Annotated in this window: 15 protein-coding genes, 8 tRNA genes, 1 riboswitch and 1 other annotated feature (1 of these 25 cut by a window edge); of the genes, 19 read left to right on the top strand and 4 right to left on the bottom strand. The window is 37.1% G+C overall.

Features of this window, described 5'->3' with window-relative positions; genetic code table 11:
- Positions 1-228, top strand: a binding site (T-box leader); it begins 8 nt to the left of the window's first position.
- Positions 229-279: 51 nt separating this feature from the next.
- Together msrC and FFM55_RS03625 are read left to right on the top strand one after the other, a co-directional pair.
- Positions 280-750, top strand: coding sequence for a free L-methionine (R)-S-oxide reductase MsrC (gene msrC, locus FFM55_RS03630; protein WP_042493085.1), 471 nt, complete (start codon positions 280-282; stop codon positions 748-750).
- A gap of 55 nt (positions 751-805) precedes the next feature.
- Positions 806-2,152 carry a dihydrolipoyl dehydrogenase family protein gene (locus FFM55_RS03625; protein ID WP_042493084.1) on the top strand — a complete coding sequence of 449 codons (1,347 nt, stop codon included), beginning with the start codon at positions 806-808 and terminating at the stop codon, positions 2,150-2,152.
- A 110-nt stretch (positions 2,153-2,262) separates the two neighbouring features.
- On the opposite strand, the gene FFM55_RS03620 is transcribed toward FFM55_RS03625, so the two are convergent.
- On the bottom strand, positions 2,263-3,438 hold the full coding sequence (locus FFM55_RS03620; protein ID WP_137600510.1) for an MFS transporter: 1,176 nt from the start codon (positions 3,436-3,438) through the stop codon (positions 2,263-2,265).
- A gap of 189 nt (positions 3,439-3,627) precedes the next feature.
- Positions 3,628-3,726, top strand: a riboswitch (purine riboswitch).
- A 111-nt stretch (positions 3,727-3,837) separates the two neighbouring features.
- On the opposite strand from FFM55_RS03620, the gene FFM55_RS03615 reads away from it, so the two are divergent.
- From FFM55_RS03615 to FFM55_RS03595, 5 genes are all read left to right on the top strand, one after another.
- Positions 3,838-5,142, top strand: coding sequence for a nucleobase:cation symporter-2 family protein (locus tag FFM55_RS03615; protein WP_042493081.1), 1,305 nt, complete (start codon positions 3,838-3,840; stop codon positions 5,140-5,142).
- A 5-nt stretch (positions 5,143-5,147) separates the two neighbouring features.
- Positions 5,148-5,720 carry a xanthine phosphoribosyltransferase gene (locus FFM55_RS03610; protein ID WP_042493078.1) on the top strand — a complete coding sequence of 191 codons (573 nt, stop codon included), beginning with the start codon at positions 5,148-5,150 and terminating at the stop codon, positions 5,718-5,720.
- Positions 5,721-5,973: 253 nt separating this feature from the next.
- Positions 5,974-6,843 (top strand): NAD(P)-dependent oxidoreductase, encoded by an 870-nt coding sequence (locus FFM55_RS03605; RefSeq protein WP_042493077.1) that lies wholly within the window; start codon positions 5,974-5,976, stop codon positions 6,841-6,843.
- 26 nt (positions 6,844-6,869) lie between these two features.
- Positions 6,870-8,462, top strand: coding sequence for an accessory Sec system glycosyltransferase Asp1 (gene asp1, locus FFM55_RS03600; protein ID WP_137600509.1), 1,593 nt, complete (start codon positions 6,870-6,872; stop codon positions 8,460-8,462).
- Positions 8,463-8,467: 5 nt separating this feature from the next.
- Positions 8,468-9,997, top strand: coding sequence for a glycosyltransferase (locus FFM55_RS03595; protein WP_137600516.1), 1,530 nt, complete (start codon positions 8,468-8,470; stop codon positions 9,995-9,997).
- A 57-nt stretch (positions 9,998-10,054) separates the two neighbouring features.
- Here FFM55_RS03595 and FFM55_RS03590 read toward each other — a convergent pair.
- A tRNA-Cys gene (locus FFM55_RS03590) sits at positions 10,055-10,125 on the bottom strand.
- Positions 10,126-10,361: 236 nt separating this feature from the next.
- Here FFM55_RS03590 and FFM55_RS03585 point away from each other — a divergent pair.
- From FFM55_RS03585 to FFM55_RS03555, 7 genes are all read left to right on the top strand, one after another.
- Positions 10,362-10,434, top strand: a tRNA-Val gene (locus FFM55_RS03585).
- 2 nt (positions 10,435-10,436) lie between these two features.
- Positions 10,437-10,510, top strand: a tRNA-Asp gene (locus FFM55_RS03580).
- An 8-nt stretch (positions 10,511-10,518) separates the two neighbouring features.
- Positions 10,519-10,591: transfer RNA gene (locus tag FFM55_RS03575), tRNA-Phe, on the top strand.
- 40 nt (positions 10,592-10,631) lie between these two features.
- Positions 10,632-10,702, top strand: a tRNA-Trp gene (locus tag FFM55_RS03570).
- A gap of 14 nt (positions 10,703-10,716) precedes the next feature.
- A tRNA-His gene (locus FFM55_RS03565) sits at positions 10,717-10,789 on the top strand.
- A gap of 50 nt (positions 10,790-10,839) precedes the next feature.
- Positions 10,840-10,923, top strand: a tRNA-Leu gene (locus FFM55_RS03560).
- Positions 10,924-10,964: 41 nt separating this feature from the next.
- Positions 10,965-11,048, top strand: a tRNA-Leu gene (locus tag FFM55_RS03555).
- Positions 11,049-11,171: 123 nt separating this feature from the next.
- On the opposite strand, the gene FFM55_RS03550 is transcribed toward FFM55_RS03555, so the two are convergent.
- On the bottom strand, positions 11,172-11,903 hold the full coding sequence (locus tag FFM55_RS03550) for an alpha/beta hydrolase (RefSeq protein WP_137600508.1): 732 nt from the start codon (positions 11,901-11,903) through the stop codon (positions 11,172-11,174).
- Positions 11,904-11,914: 11 nt separating this feature from the next.
- Positions 11,915-12,841, bottom strand: coding sequence for an ArsR/SmtB family transcription factor (locus FFM55_RS03545; RefSeq protein ID WP_170999648.1), 927 nt, complete (start codon positions 12,839-12,841; stop codon positions 11,915-11,917).
- Positions 12,842-13,057: 216 nt separating this feature from the next.
- On the opposite strand from FFM55_RS03545, the gene FFM55_RS03540 reads away from it, so the two are divergent.
- From FFM55_RS03540 to FFM55_RS03520, 5 genes are read left to right on the top strand one after another with little or no spacing between them, the layout of a single operon-like run.
- Positions 13,058-14,320 (top strand): extracellular solute-binding protein, encoded by a 1,263-nt coding sequence (locus FFM55_RS03540; RefSeq protein ID WP_137600506.1) that lies wholly within the window; start codon positions 13,058-13,060, stop codon positions 14,318-14,320.
- Positions 14,321-14,358: 38 nt separating this feature from the next.
- Positions 14,359-15,267 (top strand): carbohydrate ABC transporter permease, encoded by a 909-nt coding sequence (locus FFM55_RS03535; RefSeq protein WP_081839301.1) that lies wholly within the window; start codon positions 14,359-14,361, stop codon positions 15,265-15,267.
- 20 nt (positions 15,268-15,287) lie between these two features.
- Entirely contained in the window at positions 15,288-16,130 is an 843-nt protein-coding gene (locus tag FFM55_RS03530; protein WP_137600505.1) for a carbohydrate ABC transporter permease, read from the top strand.
- Positions 16,131-16,136: 6 nt separating this feature from the next.
- Entirely contained in the window at positions 16,137-16,502 is a 366-nt protein-coding gene (locus tag FFM55_RS03525) for a hypothetical protein (RefSeq protein WP_137600504.1), read from the top strand.
- Positions 16,503-16,521: 19 nt separating this feature from the next.
- Positions 16,522-18,363, top strand: a complete 1,842-nt coding sequence (locus FFM55_RS03520; protein ID WP_042493065.1) for a glycoside hydrolase family 2 protein — start codon at positions 16,522-16,524, stop codon at positions 18,361-18,363.
- Positions 18,364-18,388: the final 25 nt, after the last annotated feature.

The raw sequence follows: 18,388 nt of genomic DNA, 5'->3' as shown, positions 1-18,388 counted from the left end.
GATGATGAGAAGAGTAATGTTACCGAGCCAATCTAGAAAGCACTTGGTTGATGGAAAAGTGTTTGGCAGGAACTTGAAGATGAACTCGGAGAATGATAATTCGTGCAAGCGATTATCACGGTGAATACCGTTATCAACTACAGTTTATGCATAAATGCACTAACATCAGAGGCTTATTTAATGCGAAATAAGTGAATTTGGGTGGTAACACGATACATCGTCCCTTATAGGAACTATTAGTTCTTATAAGGGACTTTTTTATATTTGGAGGAAAATTAAATGGCAGAACAAGTAACCCCACTATTATCACAATTATTAACTTCATGGATTTCTGGCGAAGAATCAGAAGAGTTGCCATTAGCTAATCTATCAAATGCTGCGGCTATTTTATTTGAAAACTTAGCAGATGTTAATTGGGCAGGTTTCTATTTGTATAACCCAACGAAAGATGAACTAATCTTAGGACCATTTTTAGGAAAACCTGCTGTTGTTCGCATCAAACCTGGTTCAGGTGTTGTTGGACAAGGTTATAATAGTCAAGAATCAATTATCGTCGCTGATGTGCACCAACATCCAGGGCACATTGCTTGTGACTCTGCTTCAAATGCTGAAATTGTTATTCCGTTGACACGTGCTAATGGTGAAAAATTAGGTGTGATTGATATTGATTCAACGCGCACAAATCGTTTTACAGACCAAGATAAGGCGGATTTGGAACACTTTGCCCAAACTTTGTTAGCTTATATTTAATAAAAATTTGCGATAATAGTATTAAGAAATACTTGGTAAAGGATGGTGCAAGTTAATGAGTGAAACTGAACAGTATGATGTTGCAATTATTGGTGCAGGTCCTGCAGGCTTAGCAGCCGCACATCAATTGCATGATGCTGGGAAAAAAGTTGTGATTATCGAAAAATATTTATGGGGTGGTACATGTCCAAATTACGGCTGTGACCCCAAAAAGATATTATTAGGTGCCGTCGAAGCAAAAGAATATGCTGATTTTCTAACTGGTACAGGTATTGATGGCAAAGTGACAATTAATTGGACTGATTTAATGGCACGTAAAAATCAATATACTGATGGTATTTCACAAGGGACAGAACAATCATTAGTTACTAGTGGTGTTGATCACTTAGCTGGTAAAGCGACGTTTATTGATGAGCATACTGCAGTGGTCAGTCAAGATAATCAAGTTGCGGTGCACGTAACCGCAACAGATTGGATTGTAGCAGTTGGTCAGCGACCAGCTGAATTAACTTTTCCAGGTGTAGAATTAACGATTGATTCTGAGCAATTCTTGAGCTTACCATCATTACCTGACGAAGTTGTGATTATCGGTGGTGGATTTGTTGCGATTGAGTTTGCAACAATTGCAGCAGCTGCCGGTGCTAACGTAACGTTGTTAGTGCATAGTGATCAGTTATTACGTTCATTTGATGATGAGATGGTTGATTCGCTAATGGATCAGTTAGATGATCGTGGTATTCACATGTATTTCGATACTGAAGTCACGGAATTAAAAGCCGTTGATGATCAGTTTGAAGCAACGTTAAGCTTTGGCAATACTTTAACAGCTGGTGTGGTTGTTCGTGCAGTTGGACGTGTTGGCAATCATGACACCTTGGCATTGGATCAGGCACAAGTACAATTTCGTGATGAAGGTATCTTAGTTGATCGTTATTTACGTACTAGTAATGCGCATATTTATGCAGTGGGGGATGTTGCTTATTCGCCAGTTCCTAAAATAACGCCGGTCGCTTCGTATGAGGCGCACCATGTTGTACAAGAAATTTTAGGGACATCGCACCCAATTACCTATCCTGCAATGCCAGTTGTTGTATATGGGACACCGAAATTAGCCAAAGTTGGGGTTCAAACAGGGACAGCAGCTCAGAATGGTTATACCGTTAAGGATATTGATATGACTAGTTGGTATACTGCTTATCGACAAGGTGAACCAGCTTCACGGATTAGAGTAGCTATTGATCAAGCTGGGCGATTGGTAGGTGCAACGGTTATGAGTAGCCATGCTGATGAACTGATTAATTATTTAACAACGGCAATTAATCAAGGACTAACGCAAGAAACCGTTACGCAACAGTTGTTTGCTTATCCTTCAGTTGCATCAGATTTATCATATTTTTTCTAAAATAAAGTATATAGCACCAAAATTTTTATGAAATACCAAAAAGCGTCAAATTACCAGGTTAAAATACGGTAACTTGACGCTTTTTGACGTGCTTTAAAAGATTGGAAAATTTAATCTAATGCGGGTTGTTTCGCATTAACCTTGTTCAACATAATTGTTGCGATTAGTGCACACAAAATAAATACGGCACCCCCGAGTCCAACATTATTTAAGCCAATATTGGCAACAACTAGACCACCGATAGCTGAACCTAGTGAAATACCTAAATTGGAAAAAATTGAATTTAATGACGATGCGAGTACGAGTGATTGCGGATAATCACGTTCGGCAACGCCCATAATGTGTAGTTGTAATGGTGAATTAATCAGATACATAAACACACCAACTAACATAATGTTTATAGTTCCTAACCATGTATTGGCCAGCAATAAAGGCATTGCACCGAGTAGGGAAAATTCAATTGTATACAGCGTTGGCATTGCCTTTAAGCCTTTGTAATCAGCAATTTTCCCACTAGCCTGGTTACTAATTAATGACATGACACCATAGACTGTTAGCAAGATTGTAATGAGGCTAGGATCAAAATTAAGTGATTTTGAAAAGATTGGGCGTAAATAAGTGTAGAATACATAAATGCCGGCTAAACTACATGTTTGTAAAATAACACCTAAATAAATGCGTGGATCTTTAAAGATAATAAATTGCTGTAAAATATTTCCTTGTTTTTGTTGTACCAAATTATGTGGCAATGTCTTAATAATTAAAAAGACAGTTAACAAACTAAAAATCGTAATCGTAATAAAAGTGATACGCCAGCCAAATGTGGTACTGATCCAGGTTCCCAATGGAACACCAAAAACGGAAGCGACGCTGAACCCTGAAAAAATCCAGCTAACGAGCCAAGCACGTTTTTGAATGGGAGCAATGACGGTTGCGAAAGTTAATGATAGCGAAACTAGGGTACCTGAAACAATGGCAACGATAATACGTGAAATAACTAATACCGTGTAATTTGGTGCGAATATGGTTAAAGCATTACCAAACGTAAAAATAATAGCTAAGACTAGCATGGCATGATATAAATTATGCTTTAAAGTTGATGTAATGATTGGCGTACTGATTGCATATACCATGGCAAAGATGGTCACTAAGTATCCAACCGTGGCGACGTTAACTGAAAACTCCTTGGCTAAATCGTCAAGAATCCCAATAATGATAAACTCACTAAACCCTAATACGAAAGAGATTAAAATCAGGACAAAACTTTGAATTCTGAATTCTTTCACATGAAACCTCCTAAAAACTGTTGTTGTGTAACAGATATAAACCTATAAAATGTCTACTCAAGCTAAAATATAGTAATTGATGGCACGTTGTCAATGTGTTTTATTGATAAACTGGCATGAAGTTTAGGATTATTAAAAATCTGACTATTTCCAAATGCCGTAATGTCTGCTATATTTAACTACATAATAATAAAAGACGTAATCACTATCGGTATAATTGTTGGAGAATGGCCAACGAGTTCCTACCCGTCTCCCAAGAGATGGACTACCGATAGTGTTTTGATTTATTAATGCACCCATTCTGCATGCTTTTTAATGCATAGGGTGCATTTTTTTATTGCCAAATGTCTATTGGAGATAGTGGTTACGTGTGTTTCTAAATTGGAGGAGAGTTTAGTTATGGAGTCGCACACACAGACATCGACAGAACGTTTCAGCAAGTTGCGTAATCTTATTTTAGGATTACAGCATGTTTTGGCGATGTATTCAGGTGGTATTTTAGTACCACTATTAATTGGTGCAGCATTACAATTTAATGCGCAACAAATGGCTTATTTAATATCTGCTGATATTTTTATGACTGCAGTTGGAACACTATTCCAATTGAAGGGAACGCGGTACACAGGAATTGCCATGCCAGTGGTTATTGGTTCGGCAGTCCAGACTGTGTCACCATTAATTAATATTGGTAGTACGTTAGGAATCGGGGCAATGTACGGGGCTACAATTGTAGCTGGTGCTTTTGTGTTCTTAATTAGTGGTTTGTTTGCACGACTACGTGCATTTTTTCCACCAGTTGTAACGGGTTCGTTAATTACAGTTATCGGGTTTACGCTGATCCCAGTTGGTTTTCAAAATTGGGGTGGTGGTGACTTAGAAGCAAAGAGTTTTGGTAGTTTAACAAACTTGTCAATTGGGTTGGTTACGATTGTCATTATTTTACTATTTAACTTATTTGCAAAAGGTTTTGCTAAGTCAATTGCAATTTTGCTAGGAATCGTATTAGGAACAATTTTTGCAGGATTACTAGGAGAAGTGTCACTGCAACCGGTAGCTGACGCCTCTTGGTTCCATATGCCAACGCCGTTTTTCTTAGCTGCGCCAACTTTCCATTGGTCAGCAATGATTACAATGATGATTGTTGCCTTAACATCAATGATGGAATCAACTGGTGTTTATTTTGCGTTAGCTGATTTAACAGGTCGTAAGTTGACTAATGAAGACATGGCTAAGGGATATCGTGCAGAAGGATTAGCAGTTATTTTGTCAGGTATTTTTAATACTTTTCCATATTCAACTTTCTCACAAAACGTTGGTGTTGTTCGTTTATCAGGTGTTAAAACAAGGACACCGATTTACTATGCTGTATTAATTTTATTGCTAATCGGACTGTTACCAAAATTTGGTGCACTTGCAACGATTATTCCATCATCTGTATTAGGTGGTGCAATGATTATCTTATTTGGTACAATCGGGGTACAGGGAATTACGATTTTGAAGCAAGTTGATTTTAATTTAGAACGTAATTTGATGATAGCAGGAATCTCAATTGGCTCAGCTATTGGTGTGACGGTTTACCCACAAATTTTCCAACATTTGCCAGAATTAGTAAAATTAGTTATTCAAAATTCAGTTGTTGTCACTTCAATATTAGCAGTTCTATTGAACATTGTATTACCAGGTCGTCAGAAAGAGGTTATGTAAACAATATGAAAATTTTAGAAGAGCGTATTAAAAAAGATGGACGTGTTTTGGGCGAAGACGTCTTGAAAGTTGATAATTTTTTGAACCATCAAGTTGATCCACAATTGATGCAAGAAATGGGTGATGAATTTGGCCGTTTGTTTGCTGATGAAAAGATTGATAAGGTTTTAACGGTTGAATCATCAGGAATTGCGCCAGCTATTTTTGCAGCTGCAGCACTAAAAGTGCCAATGGTCTTCGCACGTAAGAAGAAGTCAATTACACTTTCAGCAGAGTCATATATTGCCGATGTCTACTCATTTACTAAGCAAGAAACTAATCATGTCATGATTGATAAGCGCTTCTTGCATGAAGGTGAACGCGTCTTGATTATCGATGACTTTTTGGCAAACGGTCAGGCTGTAACCGGCTTGATGGAAATTGTGGATGCTGCACAAGCACAAGTTGTGGGTGTTGGTATTGTTATTGAAAAGACATTCCAAAAGGGACGCGCAATGTTAGATGAACAAGGTGTTCATGTTGAATCATTGGCGCGTATTGCAGCTTTTGAAGACGGACACGTTGTGTTTGCCGATTAGGCCTCAAAAATAAAACTCGTAAAATTATTTGCAAGACATACCCACATTAGGCGTAACTGGCTAATTAAAGTTGGATTGTTGTGTAATAAATTTACGAGTTTTTTTGTGTATTTAAGGCAGATATAAATTAATTATTAGATTTATGGATTTTTTTGTGAAATTAACTGAATTTAAGATAAAATCATTAATATATAGTACGGCGTATACAGAGCAGATTTATTATCAGACAAAAGTCTAATTGGGGGATATAAAAATGAAATTAGGATTTATTGGTACAGGTGTAATGGGACGAGGCATCATTAATAATTTGCTAAAGGCTGATTATGAAGTTTTTGTTTATAATCGAACAAAGGCCCATGCACAATCTGTTATTGACAATGGTGCAATTTGGCAAGACTCGCCACGTGAAATTGCAGAATCAGCCGATGTTGTGATGACAATGGTTGGGTATCCCAAAGATGTTGCTGAACAATACTATGGTGAAAAGGGCATCTTTGCAGGTTCACATCCAGGTCAAATTATTTTAGATATGACAACATCAACCCCCACTTTGGCTAAAGAATTAACGGATGCAGGACGTGAGTTTAACGTGAAAGTGTTGGATGCCCCAGTATCTGGTGGTGACACAGGAGCTAAGAATGGGACGTTAACCATCATGGTTGGTGGTGATGAAGCAGCATTTAATGAGTTAAAGCCAATGTTTGCGGCAATTTCAAAAGCAGCAACGTTATTTGGTACAGCTGGTCGTGGTCAAAATGCCAAGATGGCTAATCAAATTATGATTGCAGGTACTATGTTGGGGATGGCAGAATCAATGGCATACGCTAAAGAGTCTGGATTAGATTTGCCTCAAGTGCTAAAGACACTTGGAGGTGGTGCAGCCCAAAATTGGTCAATGGATAACTATGGTCCGCGTGTGTTGTCTGATGACTATGAGCCTGGTTTCTATGTTAAGCATTACATCAAGGATTTACGGATTGCACTTGATGAAGCCCAAAAAATGCAGGTGGATTTACCCATGACGACAATGGCTGAACAATTTTATACGACATTAGTTGATGAACAAAAATTAGCAGATGCTGGTATACAAGCAATTGTTAAATTATGGACGCAATTTGCTTAGTATATCCGGAGTGAAAGGCGTAACAGATGAACTTTTTTATTAATGCAACGATGCCTGACCATAAATCTGGTATCGAACATGCAGAACTTAAGCGATTGGCGTTGTTTAACAAAAATAATGAACCAGCGAAATTAGTTTTATGTGATTGGGATCCCAATGGGCATATAACGGCCAATCAAGCCGGTATTCAAGATGAACAAATAATCAATTTATTTGATTATTTTCAAGAAACGAGTAATGTCACAGCTAAATTAATACAAGTGCAAGATATTGAATATGGTGTACTAGATGCACAGTATACAGATGATCCGACGAATAGTCGTTATTTGGTGACTGCTAATAATCAATTGATAGCGCGTGTAAATTATAAGCAAGATGATACACGTCCAGTTAAATCAATTGAATGGTTTGATGGCTTTAATAATTTGTACTGTGTTGATCATTATGATGCAAGAGGCTTTGTTTCATTAAAACAATGGTATACAGCTGACAATAAGATTGGGACAGAAACTTGGCAAACACCAACTGGACGTGTGGTAATTGAGGCGTTTCATAAGCAAACAATGCGTGGCAATATGCAAAAAACAAGTTGGCGGTTGATTGATCGTCATAATAAATGTCAGCAATTTGACACACGAACAGCATTAATAACTTATTTTTTGGATTGTTTAAATGAAGATTATTGGTCACTTGATTACCCGAATGTTTTTATTTTGGATCGCTCACATTTAGGTGATCAAGCATTGTTACAGTTAAAAAAGCCAGCCTATACAGTGTTTCATTTGCATAATGCACATACAGCAGATGCGCAAGATCCAGAGGCACCATTATTTAATAATAATTATGAATTTGCTCTAAATGTTATTGATGGTTATGATGCTGTGGTCTCAGCAACGCATAAACAAACAGCTGATGTACGAACTAGATTACAACCTAAGGCCCAGTTATTTACCATTCCAGTAGGGGTTGTGTCTAATAAATTATTAACAGCACCACATGTGCCATTAGCAAATCGCCAATTTGGTAAGATGGTGGTTTTTGCTCGTATTGCTTGGGAAAAACATTTGGATGATTTAGTGCGTGCGATTGGCATCGTGCATCGAGAAATCCCACAAGTAACATTAGACTTATATGGATATCCTGACCCTGGCGATAATTATAAAGCGCAACATGAAGTTGAAGCAGTTATCGCAGAATATGACTTAGCTGATGTCGTGACTTTGAAGGGGTATACGACCAAGATTGATGAAGTCCAAAATAATGCTATGATGTATGGGCTAACTTCGCGTATGGAAGGCTTTAATTTAGCAATTATGGAAGCTATTTCACATGGATTAATTTCTTTTTCATACGATGTTAATTACGGGCCAAATGAAATTGTTGCTGATGGTGTAAATGGTGCGGTTGTGCCATATGGTGATTATCAAGCATTAGCGGCAGCCATTTTACAAGTTTTACGTGATCCAGCATTGGCTGAAAAATATATTGAGGGTGCCTATCAATCAGCAGAACGGTATTCTGAAGCTGCAGTGTGGGATGCTTGGAAAAAATTGTTATCAGATGCTCAGGCTAGTTGGGCAACCAAAATTGCGGCAATGCCTGGTCATCGGAGAGGATAGTGAAAATGTATTATTTTGTGAGTGAAAACATATTTGCCTATAACTCTGGAACCGAGCATGCTCAAGCTAAACGAGTGCAATTTTTCAATCGTGAATATCAACAAAATCGTTTAGATCAAGCGGCTTATGTGACGCGAGATTATAACCGTTTTTTAAATCGTGATGCTGCAGCGATTGGTTTAAATAATGATGAAGTGTTGAATATGTATGATTATTTTCAAGGAACAACCAATGTCCCACGCAAAAAACAGCACTTACGTTTATTACCGCAATTACCGCTTGATCGATATCATATCGTTGGTCATGGGCCAAATTATTCAACAGTCGAAGACAAAGGACGGGTTATTGCGCGTATTAATGTTATGCCAGCAACGGTTGGTCTGGTGAATGATATCACCTATTATGATCGTGCTGATAATATCACAGTACGTGAAAACTTTGATTGGCGAGGATTTAAATCATCAGTCGATTATTTCCATCCAGATGGTCAACTTGCTGTACAACAGTTTTTGAATTTAGCTGGTGATCCTGTTATTGAAATTACGCATATGAATGTTAACGGTCAATTATTGCCTAGTATGTATAAATTGAAAAACTATTTAGGACATGATTATCGCTTTAATTCGCAAGAACAATTATTTTTATTCTTTTTAAATGAAATTGCTCGTCAGCAGCCAGACGTAACTTTAATTTCTGATCGTCGTGGATTGGACCATATTGTTGCAGCAGTGCAAGGGACTGTACATAAATATGCCTACTTACACGGGATTCATGTTGGAAACGTAAAACATCCAGTACGGGGTAAATTATATGATGCTTATACTAATGTATTGGAACGCTTTGGGGGTGCTTTTACAGCAATATTAGTATCTACGGTGAGCCAGCAAAAGGATTTAGCAAGTCGTTATCCAGCGTTATCGATTAAAGTGGCGCCTGATATTTCATTGTCACCAGTAACTTTAAATAAAGCGCCGGTTACTTTACAAAAGCAACCATCACATCAATTAATTTACGTTGGCCGTCTATCACCAGAAAAACGACCTGATCAAGCTTTACGTGTATTAGCTAAGGTCGTTAAGACAATACCGGATGCAACGCTTGTATACTACGGCTATGCCGCATCACAGGATATTATGGACAATTTGCAAACATTGGCACAAAAATTAGAGGTTACTGATCATGTGACGTTTGGTGGCTATGTCAATGAAGAAAAGTTACAGCAAGCATACCAGCAAGCACAAGTAATTTTGCAACCATCTATCGCTGAATCTTTTGGTATGAATTTAGTTGAAGCAATGGGTGGTGGTGTACCTGCAATTATTTATGATGTGCCGTATGGTGCACATGTATTGGTGGCAGATGGTGTTAATGGCTATATTGTGCCAGATGGGTCTAACAATACGATGGCACAAAAAGTTGTGACGTTGCTATCAGATGATAATTTATGGTCACAAATGTCGACGGCGGCATATGAAAAAGCCCAAGCATTTGCTGATGATAAAATGACGATAATGTGGCAGAACGTTTTAAAATAAAAGACAAAACAAAAAGGACAAGCTGACGCGACACTGTCAATTTGTCCTTTTTGTTTAAGGTAGTGGCGGGAATCGAACCCGTGATGACGGTTTTGCAGACCGTTGCCTTACCACTTGGCTACACTACCGTAATTACTACCACAATTACATATTATAGGGGAAATTTAGTAAACATGCAATTGTATAATAACACAGAAAAGATAATCAAACGTTTTTTTGTAAAAATTTGTTCATTTGGTGGTTTTTAATAAAGAAATATTTCAAATTATATATTAAATATAAAAGATACATGGTTTAGGGGGTTGCCAATAAAGTGAAATATAGGTATAATTATTTCTGTTGTTGAGTTTGTAACAATAATAATGGACGTTTAGCTCAGCTGGGAGAGCACCTGCCTTACAAGCAGGGGGTCACAGGTTCGATCCCTGTAACGTCCATTGGTCGCATGGTCTAGTTGGTTAGGACGTTCGCCTGTCACGCGAAAGATCACGGGTTCGAATCCCGTTGTGACCGTTTATAATGGCGCGGTAGCTCAGTTGGTAGAGCATACGATTGAAGCTCGTAGTGTCGACGGTTCGATTCCGCCCCGCGCCATTTGATAATACGATGTATTATCAAATAACCATCTTCAAATAGGGGTATAGTTTAATGGTAGAACAACGGTCTCCAAAACCGTCGGTGGGGGTTCGACTCCCTCTACCCCTGTTTAATTGATGATGGCGGTAGTGGTGAAGTGGTTAACACACCGGTTTGTGGTACCGGCACGCGTGGGTTCGATCCCCATCTACCGCCCTTAAAGTTAGTGATAACTTTTTATTTTAATATATATAATAATTAGATATGCCGTTGTGGCGGAATTGGCAGACGCGCTGGACTCAAAATCCAGTTCTCGCAAGGGAGTATGGGTTCGACCCCCATCGACGGCATTTAACCAGATATGGTCAAATTGCTTATTTAATTATTATATGCCGTTGTGGCGGAATTGGCAGACGCGCTGGACTCAAAATCCAGTTCTCGCAAGGGAGTATGGGTTCGACCCCCATCGACGGCATTCTAATACTCGACAGGTTCATTTATGGATTTGTCGAGTTTTTTTGTTGCATTAAAAAAGACGTTAGTCAGATACACTTCACTAACGTCTCTTTAATGATCGGTTCAAGTCATGCAGCCTGCTTTAAACATTTTGTTTTAATGGTAACCAAGCCAAAACATTTTGCATTTCTTTTTCCCAAAAAAACCAATCATGATTACCGGGTGAGACATGATAATGATCATCCAGTTGATGTTTGGTCATAAAATGAGTGAACTGATCATTTGCAGGTTTTAAAAAATCGCTTTCACCAATGGTGCGGTACCATTTAATGGCTTTTAAATCATCTATTTTAGCTGTTTGCGCTAGAATTTGTAGATAGTCTTCTGGGATTTCATCACCAAAAACACGCTTAATATCAGGCATAATTGGTATAACATCAGTTAAATTAATGACAGGTGATAGGGCCGCAACATAGCTAAATAATTCCGGATGACTAAAACCGAGTTTTAAAGCACCAAAGCCCCCCATAGAATTACCAATAATGAAATTATTTTCGCGATGACTGTTTAACGGCAACAAATGTTGCATTTCAGGCATTAATTCTTTTGTAAAATAAGTCCAGTAAGGTAGACCATTTATTTCATCCATATAAAAACTACGATCAACGTTAGGCATAATAATCGCCACTTGATAATTTAGTGCAAGATTTTCAATTGTTGTCCGAGTAGGCCAGCAAGTACCATTTTCACCAAGGCCATGTAATAACCAGATAGTGTCTAAAGGTGCCTGTGGTAGTTGGTCGGGGAGTATAACACCAATATTCATGTGTGTTTGCAGAGTGCTTGAAAAACGTGTGATTTGTATATGTGCCATAATATCCCCCTTTAATTTACGCTATGATCATTTTGTGAGTAAAAGACGGTTGCCTTGATATTTTGTGGATGATTCCCAAAATCACTACCAAATAATGTTAGTCCCCCATATGTATCATTATCCATGGGTAAAACGGCCATTTTTAAAGTTAACCGGCGTGTCTTATCTAATTCAAGATCATTAATATTAACATTAGAGATACTGACGCTATCAATGGACGTATCTAATTCCCCAATTCGAATATGATTTAATAGGCCGTACTGACTGAATTTTTTTGGCCACCAATCTGGTGTGTAACGGCCTTGTACATCAGAATAATTACCAGGTAATTCAGTTGAACCAATAAATTTATCATTTAGCCAAAAACCAATTTTAGAATGCCAACTGTTGTTAGACATTGGAAATTCGCTAGCCATTTCGATATCAAATTCTAACAATTCAATTTTGCCATTTTCTGGAATTTCATTAGGAATAATATATTCAATGCTGCCTTGTGTAAACCATAATATTTGGGCCTGGAAACGATGTGTACTAAAAAAGACATTCATATCATCCATTGGTGTAATGACTTCTGTATTTGTGGCCAACCCACAGGAAGGGGCCACATCTTCAATGGCAAAATAATTACCAATCGGAATATCATAACTTTTTTTATAATAATCTGGAAAAATCTGTTGTGGGAAATTAATGGAAATTTTATCAATGTTCACACAGGGAACGTTTTGACGATTATCGGTTCCCTTTTGAAACTTAATAATATTTGCATTTTTCAAAATATGTAAGTTTTTAGAAATGGCAGCTTTACTAATATTCATACGCTTCGCTAATTGTGTTGCCGTTACTTTTTCATGCGAGATAATGTCAATCATCTCTAAGCGAACCGGAGAATCTAGTGCTTGATAAACAGGTAGATAGTTAATGCTAGTGTCAATATCCATAAAAACCCCTCTTTTCATGATAGTTAACTATTTTGTTAACTATCATACGAATTTTCAGCAAGTGTGTCAATGATGTTCCCGTTATTATTAATAATGGCTGCATACTGTCATAACAACGTTGACAGCGCTTACAAGTTGGGCAGATAATACAACTGTTAGGAAGTTAAGCTAAATGTTAAACATTTTATTAGGTACTTAGTTTAAGAGGGAAATTTTATGAAAAAGTCACATTTTTGGGGTGTAATCGTGACATCTATTGCTGTATCACTTGGATTAACAGGGTGGACAAGTACAGCAGTTCATGCAGATGACACCAAAGAAATTATTTTTTGGAATCCGTTTACTGGGCCGGATGGGACTAGTATGCAAAGTCTTGTTAATCAATATAATAAGACAAATCCAAAGTATCGGGTTAAGAATGTATCGCTAACAGAAAGCGATATGTATTCAAAAATCCCAACTATTGTGAATTCTAAGAAAGGTATTCCGGATTTACAAATTGTCCACGTAGAACGAATTAAAGACTACGTGAATAATGGGTTACTAGATAGTTATAATCCCTATCTAAAAAAATTTTCAGGCATCAACAAAGATAATTATGTACCAGAAGCTTGGGTAAATGGTGCTTATCAAGGAAAACGTTATGGTGTGCCGTTAGATATTCACACATCATTCATGTACTACAATAAAAAATTAGTTCAGAAATATGCACCACATGCATTGGACGATAACATTGTGACTTTTGATGAAATTAAGGCCGCAGGTAAAAAATCACAAAAAGATGATATCGCAGGTATGGGATTAACATGGTGGAAACCATTGTTCCTATCATTGTACGGTCAAATGGGGGGCGAATTAACCAAGAATGGGAAAGATCCTGATTTAAATAATAAGACGTCACGTCGTGTTGTTAATTTTTATAAGGATATGCATGATAAAAAAATTACCACACAAGATGGGGATGATCCCATGCAACTATTTTTGACAGGTAAGCAAATCTTTCTTCCTGAAGGAATTTGGATGAATAATCAGATTAAAGAAAGTGATATTGATTATGGTGTTACCAATGCACCACAATTATCTTCTGATTCAAAGAAAATTGTTAATTGGTCATCAAGTCATCAATTCGTTCTATTGAAGCAACCCAAGCGTGATCAAGCAAGGACAGAAGGCACGTTAGCCTTTGTTAACTGGGTTCGAACACACTCAATAAAGTGGGCTGAATCAGGGCAAAATCCAGCGTCACTCGCAATTACTAAAGATCCAAAATACCTTAAGATGCAACAATCGTTTTTGTTAACAAATAAGGTTGAACAAGATTCAATGACAATCTTTAATTATCGCTACAATGGTTACTTAGCTGATTATTTGGATCGATATGCTTACGATGCTGTCTTTAATAAGACAAGCGTTTCACAATATTTGAAGAAAATGCAAAATACTGTGCAGGATGAAGTTGATGCACAAATGACAAATTAAAGTAAGGTCTATAAAAATTAAGAGGGAGTTACATACTAATGGCAGAAGTTTCTTTAAAGTCACATGAGCAAGTGAGTAAGCATAAGCGTACGCGCAGCCATCCATTTGTTTATCTATTGCCGCATTTAGCGATTTTTACGATTTTTTTCTTCATACCGCTAATTTTTGGGATTTATATTGCTTTTACAAAATGGGATTTAGTTCGAACACCAGTCTTTGTTGGTTTGGATAATTTTAAAAATATTTTGTTTTCAAACTCTATTTTTCATGATCAATTAACGAGTGGTTTATGGCATACAATTTTGTTCGTTTTGATTTCAGTACCATTCTGTGTGTTAGTGCCATTATCACTAGCCGTAATGTTAAATACAAAACCAAAATTTGCAAAATTCTTCCAAGGATTATTCTACTTACCAAGTTTATTTTCAATTTCTGCCGTGGTTATTGTGTGGTCATTGATTTTTAATCCTAATTATGGTCCCTTGAATACATTGTTTAATTGGAATCAGGTTTGGACAGGTACGCAACCATGGGCATGGATTACAATTGTCGTGCTAACAGTTTGGTGGACAATTGGTGGTAATATGATCATTTATCAAGCAGCTTTAAACGGTATTCCACAAGACTACTATGAAGCAGCAGATATTGATGGTGCTTCAAGTTGGAAGAAATTTGTTCATATTACTTTACCAAGTATTCGTGGTCAGTTGCTATTTACGATTGTGACAACAACGATTGCACAATTCAATATTTATGGACAACCATTAATGTTGACAAACGGTGGACCAAACGGCTCTACGACCGTTTTGATGATGAATGTGCAACAAAATGCGTTTGGATCAGGACAATCGTTAGCTGGAATTTCTTCAGCAATGTCAGTTATTTTGGGTATCTGCATTATGATCGTATCCATGGTTCAACTATTCTTGTTGAGAAATAAAGATTGATGTAGGAAGGTAAAGAAATCATGAAAAATAAGAAGCAAGGTGCATCACAGTGGTTATCGTTTATCTTTTTGATTCTATTAAGTATTATTTGGATTATGCCATTGCTATACGGTGTGATGTCATCATTTAAAAGTAATATTGAAATGCAATCAGTTGGATTTAAGTTTCTACCAATCAATTGGATATTAACAAATTATTCAGATTTATTACAAAATACAGCAAATACACCAGTGTTCCGCTGGTTCTTAAACTCAATTGTCATTTCAGGTGGTTCAACAATTTTAGTATTAATTGTCACCTCATTATCAGCATTTGCCTTTTCGCGTTTGCGATTCAAAGGAAGAAATGTCTTGTTCATCTTTTTGTTAGCGACCATGATGTTTCCACCCGTAATGAACATCATCCCGCTATACAAAATTATGACATTGCTAGGTTGGGCAAATACACCATGGGCAATGATCTTCCCAGCTGCAACGGGGGCATTTAATATTTTCCTAGTTCGTCAGTTTATGGATAATATTCCACTTGCTTATGATGAAGCTGCTCGAATTGACGGGGCAAGTGATTGGCAAATCTTTAGAATTATTATTTTGCCATTAATTAAGCCTGTCTTGTTTGTTGTTGCGTTGTTTACATTTACCGGTTCATGGAATGATTTCTTGTGGCCATCAATTGTATTTTCAGATATTAATAAGATGCCGATTACACCTGGTTTGAAATTATTGCAGGGAATGTATGTTGCTGATATTCCAACTTTGATGGCAGGTGCAATCATTGCTATCATTCCAACGTTTATATTATATCTAGTCGCACAAAAGTATTTCTTGCAATCAATGTCTTTGTCAGTAGGTGTGAAGGGATAATTATATATGTTAGAAAGAAACTGGGATAAAAAACTATTACTAATTGCTGCAGTTTGGCAATTTATTGATGGTGCATTAACGATAGGGTTAGGAATGTTTGATGCCAGTACGACAACAACTGAAACTTTATTGCCAGTAAGTTCATTGAGTGGATTAGTTGGAACGTTGTTTATTCTAGCTGGTTTAGTTAACCTATTATTCGCTAAATATTTCTTAAAAGAAAAAGAAATTAATAAATGGGTGTTGCCAATTTTGATTATTGAAGTGATTATTGCATATTTTTGCATGGATGTTGTTACGGTAGCTTTATTGGTACCAACAACAATAATTATTAGTTTAAAGAGAAAAAAACAAAAACTTGTTAATTCATAAAAGAGAAAGTAGGAACGATATGTATCGAACAGAATACCCGCAACCGCAATTTCAACGTGAAAATTGGACAAACCTCAATGGTAGTTGGGACTTTGATTTTGATGACCAAAATCAGGGAATTAAAGATCAATGGTACCAACAAGAGAAGTTAACGCAAAAGATTGAAGTTCCTTTTGCCTATCAAACACAATTAAGTGGTATTGACGATCAAAGTGAACATAGTGTTGTTTGGTATCAACGTCATTTTCAAACAGACCAGTCAACTGATGAGGTAACCATTCTCCATTTTGGGGCCGTCGATTTTAAAGCTGATGTTTGGATTGATGGTCAACATGTTGGTACACATTCTGGTGGTCATACTAGCTTTTCGTTTGATATTACAAATTTTGTAAAAGATGGTGCCAATCATGTCATGACAGTCCGTGCGGATGACCCAATTCGTGATGAAGAATTAACGCGTGGTAAGCAAAATTGGACCGGTGAGAGTACAGGTATTTGGTATACAAATACGACAGGTATTTGGCAAACCGTTTGGCTAGAAAAAAAGCCAGTTACTAATTTAGCAAGTGTTAAATATGTGACAGATATTGATAAGGGTATTGTAGAAATTTCTGGTGAAATTGATAATTTCATTCCTGGGACGGGCGTTACTGCAAATATCAAATTTGGTGACGACTTGCTAACAAAGGTAACCATCTATCCTGAAGATAGTACTTTTGAATGGGGGATCAATATTTTAGGTAATCACATTTTCCGAATGGGTTATCACAATGAAGGCTGGCTTTGGACACCGGAGCATCCTAATTTATTTACCGTTGATTTTGAGACAACAGCACCAGATGCAGTAACTGATAAAGTTAGTTCATATTTTGGTATGCGTAAAATTCATACGGCGAATGGCATGACTTATTTAAACAATCGTCCATACTATCAAAAGTTAGTGCTTAACCAAGGATATTGGCCAGAAGGACTATTGACTGCACCAAGTGATGAATCTTTCAAAAAAGATATTAGTTTAGCTAAAAAAATGGGCTTTAATGGTGCCCGTATTCATCAAAAAGTTGAAGATCCAAGATATCTTTACTGGGCTGATAAAATGGGATTTATTTGCTGGGGTGAATGTGCCGCAGCACCAGTATTCACACAAAAGGCTGAAGCAACTTTGTATAAAGAATGGCTAGAAATTATTGAACGTGACTATAACCATCCATCAATTGTTACTTGGGTACCGATTAATGAAAGTTGGGGTGTCCCACAAGTTCATATTGACCGACAACAACAACACTTTACGCAGGCGATGTATCATTTGATTCATTCATTAGACACAACACGTTTGGTACAGTCAAATGATGGTTGGGCACAAACGGAAACAGATATCTGTGCTGTGCACAATTATGCTCATGGTACTAAGGATGATAAAGAAACCTATGACTATTATCAAGAAACATTGCATTCATGGGAGAGTATCATTCGTAATCCACCAGTATGGGACATTTTTGCTGAAGGCTTTAAGTATCAAGGCCAGCCAATCTTATTAACTGAATTTGGTGGTATTGGTTATAACAAACAAGATGCTGATAAGGGATGGGGCTACACTGGTGCTAAAAGTGATGAAGAATTTATCAGTGAATACCAACGAATTATGAAGGCAGTTGCTAAATCACATAGTTTAAATGGGATTGTCTATACACAACTAACGGATACTGAGCAAGAGGTGAATGGTTTGTTGACCGTTGACCGTCAGCCAAAGGTGGATCCTGAAGTTATTAAGAAAGCTAATGAATTCTTCATTCGTGCTTTTGTTGATGCTCCCCAAAAAGATATTGAAATTGCAGATATTTTAGATACTGACATGAATTAATAGTTCATTAAGAAATTTATAGAAG

Source organism: Weissella sagaensis (assembly GCF_005405285.1).
Lineage (GTDB): Bacteria > Bacillota > Bacilli > Lactobacillales > Lactobacillaceae > Weissella > Weissella sagaensis.
This window is presented reverse-complemented; position numbering and strand designations above follow the sequence as displayed.

What these genes read in the sequence shown, in the direction of transcription:
- msrC (WP_042493085.1), top strand. Translation starts at nt 280, where the DNA reads ATGGCAGAACAAGTAACCCCACTATTATCACAATTATTAACTTCATGG.
- FFM55_RS03625 (WP_042493084.1), top strand. Translation starts at nt 806, where the DNA reads ATGAGTGAAACTGAACAGTATGATGTTGCAATTATTGGTGCAGGTCCT.
- FFM55_RS03615 (WP_042493081.1), top strand. Translation starts at nt 3,838, where the DNA reads ATGGAGTCGCACACACAGACATCGACAGAACGTTTCAGCAAGTTGCGT.
- FFM55_RS03610 (WP_042493078.1), top strand. Translation starts at nt 5,148, where the DNA reads ATGAAAATTTTAGAAGAGCGTATTAAAAAAGATGGACGTGTTTTGGGC.
- FFM55_RS03605 (WP_042493077.1), top strand. Translation starts at nt 5,974, where the DNA reads ATGAAATTAGGATTTATTGGTACAGGTGTAATGGGACGAGGCATCATT.
- asp1 (WP_137600509.1), top strand. Translation starts at nt 6,870, where the DNA reads ATGAACTTTTTTATTAATGCAACGATGCCTGACCATAAATCTGGTATC.
- FFM55_RS03595 (WP_137600516.1), top strand. Translation starts at nt 8,468, where the DNA reads ATGTATTATTTTGTGAGTGAAAACATATTTGCCTATAACTCTGGAACC.
- FFM55_RS03550 (WP_137600508.1), bottom strand. Translation starts at nt 11,903, where the DNA reads ATGGCACATATACAAATCACACGTTTTTCAAGCACTCTGCAAACACAC.
- FFM55_RS03545 (WP_170999648.1), bottom strand. Translation starts at nt 12,841, where the DNA reads ATGGATATTGACACTAGCATTAACTATCTACCTGTTTATCAAGCACTA.
- FFM55_RS03540 (WP_137600506.1), top strand. Translation starts at nt 13,058, where the DNA reads ATGAAAAAGTCACATTTTTGGGGTGTAATCGTGACATCTATTGCTGTA.
- FFM55_RS03535 (WP_081839301.1), top strand. Translation starts at nt 14,359, where the DNA reads ATGGCAGAAGTTTCTTTAAAGTCACATGAGCAAGTGAGTAAGCATAAG.
- FFM55_RS03530 (WP_137600505.1), top strand. Translation starts at nt 15,288, where the DNA reads ATGAAAAATAAGAAGCAAGGTGCATCACAGTGGTTATCGTTTATCTTT.
- FFM55_RS03525 (WP_137600504.1), top strand. Translation starts at nt 16,137, where the DNA reads ATGTTAGAAAGAAACTGGGATAAAAAACTATTACTAATTGCTGCAGTT.
- FFM55_RS03520 (WP_042493065.1), top strand. Translation starts at nt 16,522, where the DNA reads ATGTATCGAACAGAATACCCGCAACCGCAATTTCAACGTGAAAATTGG.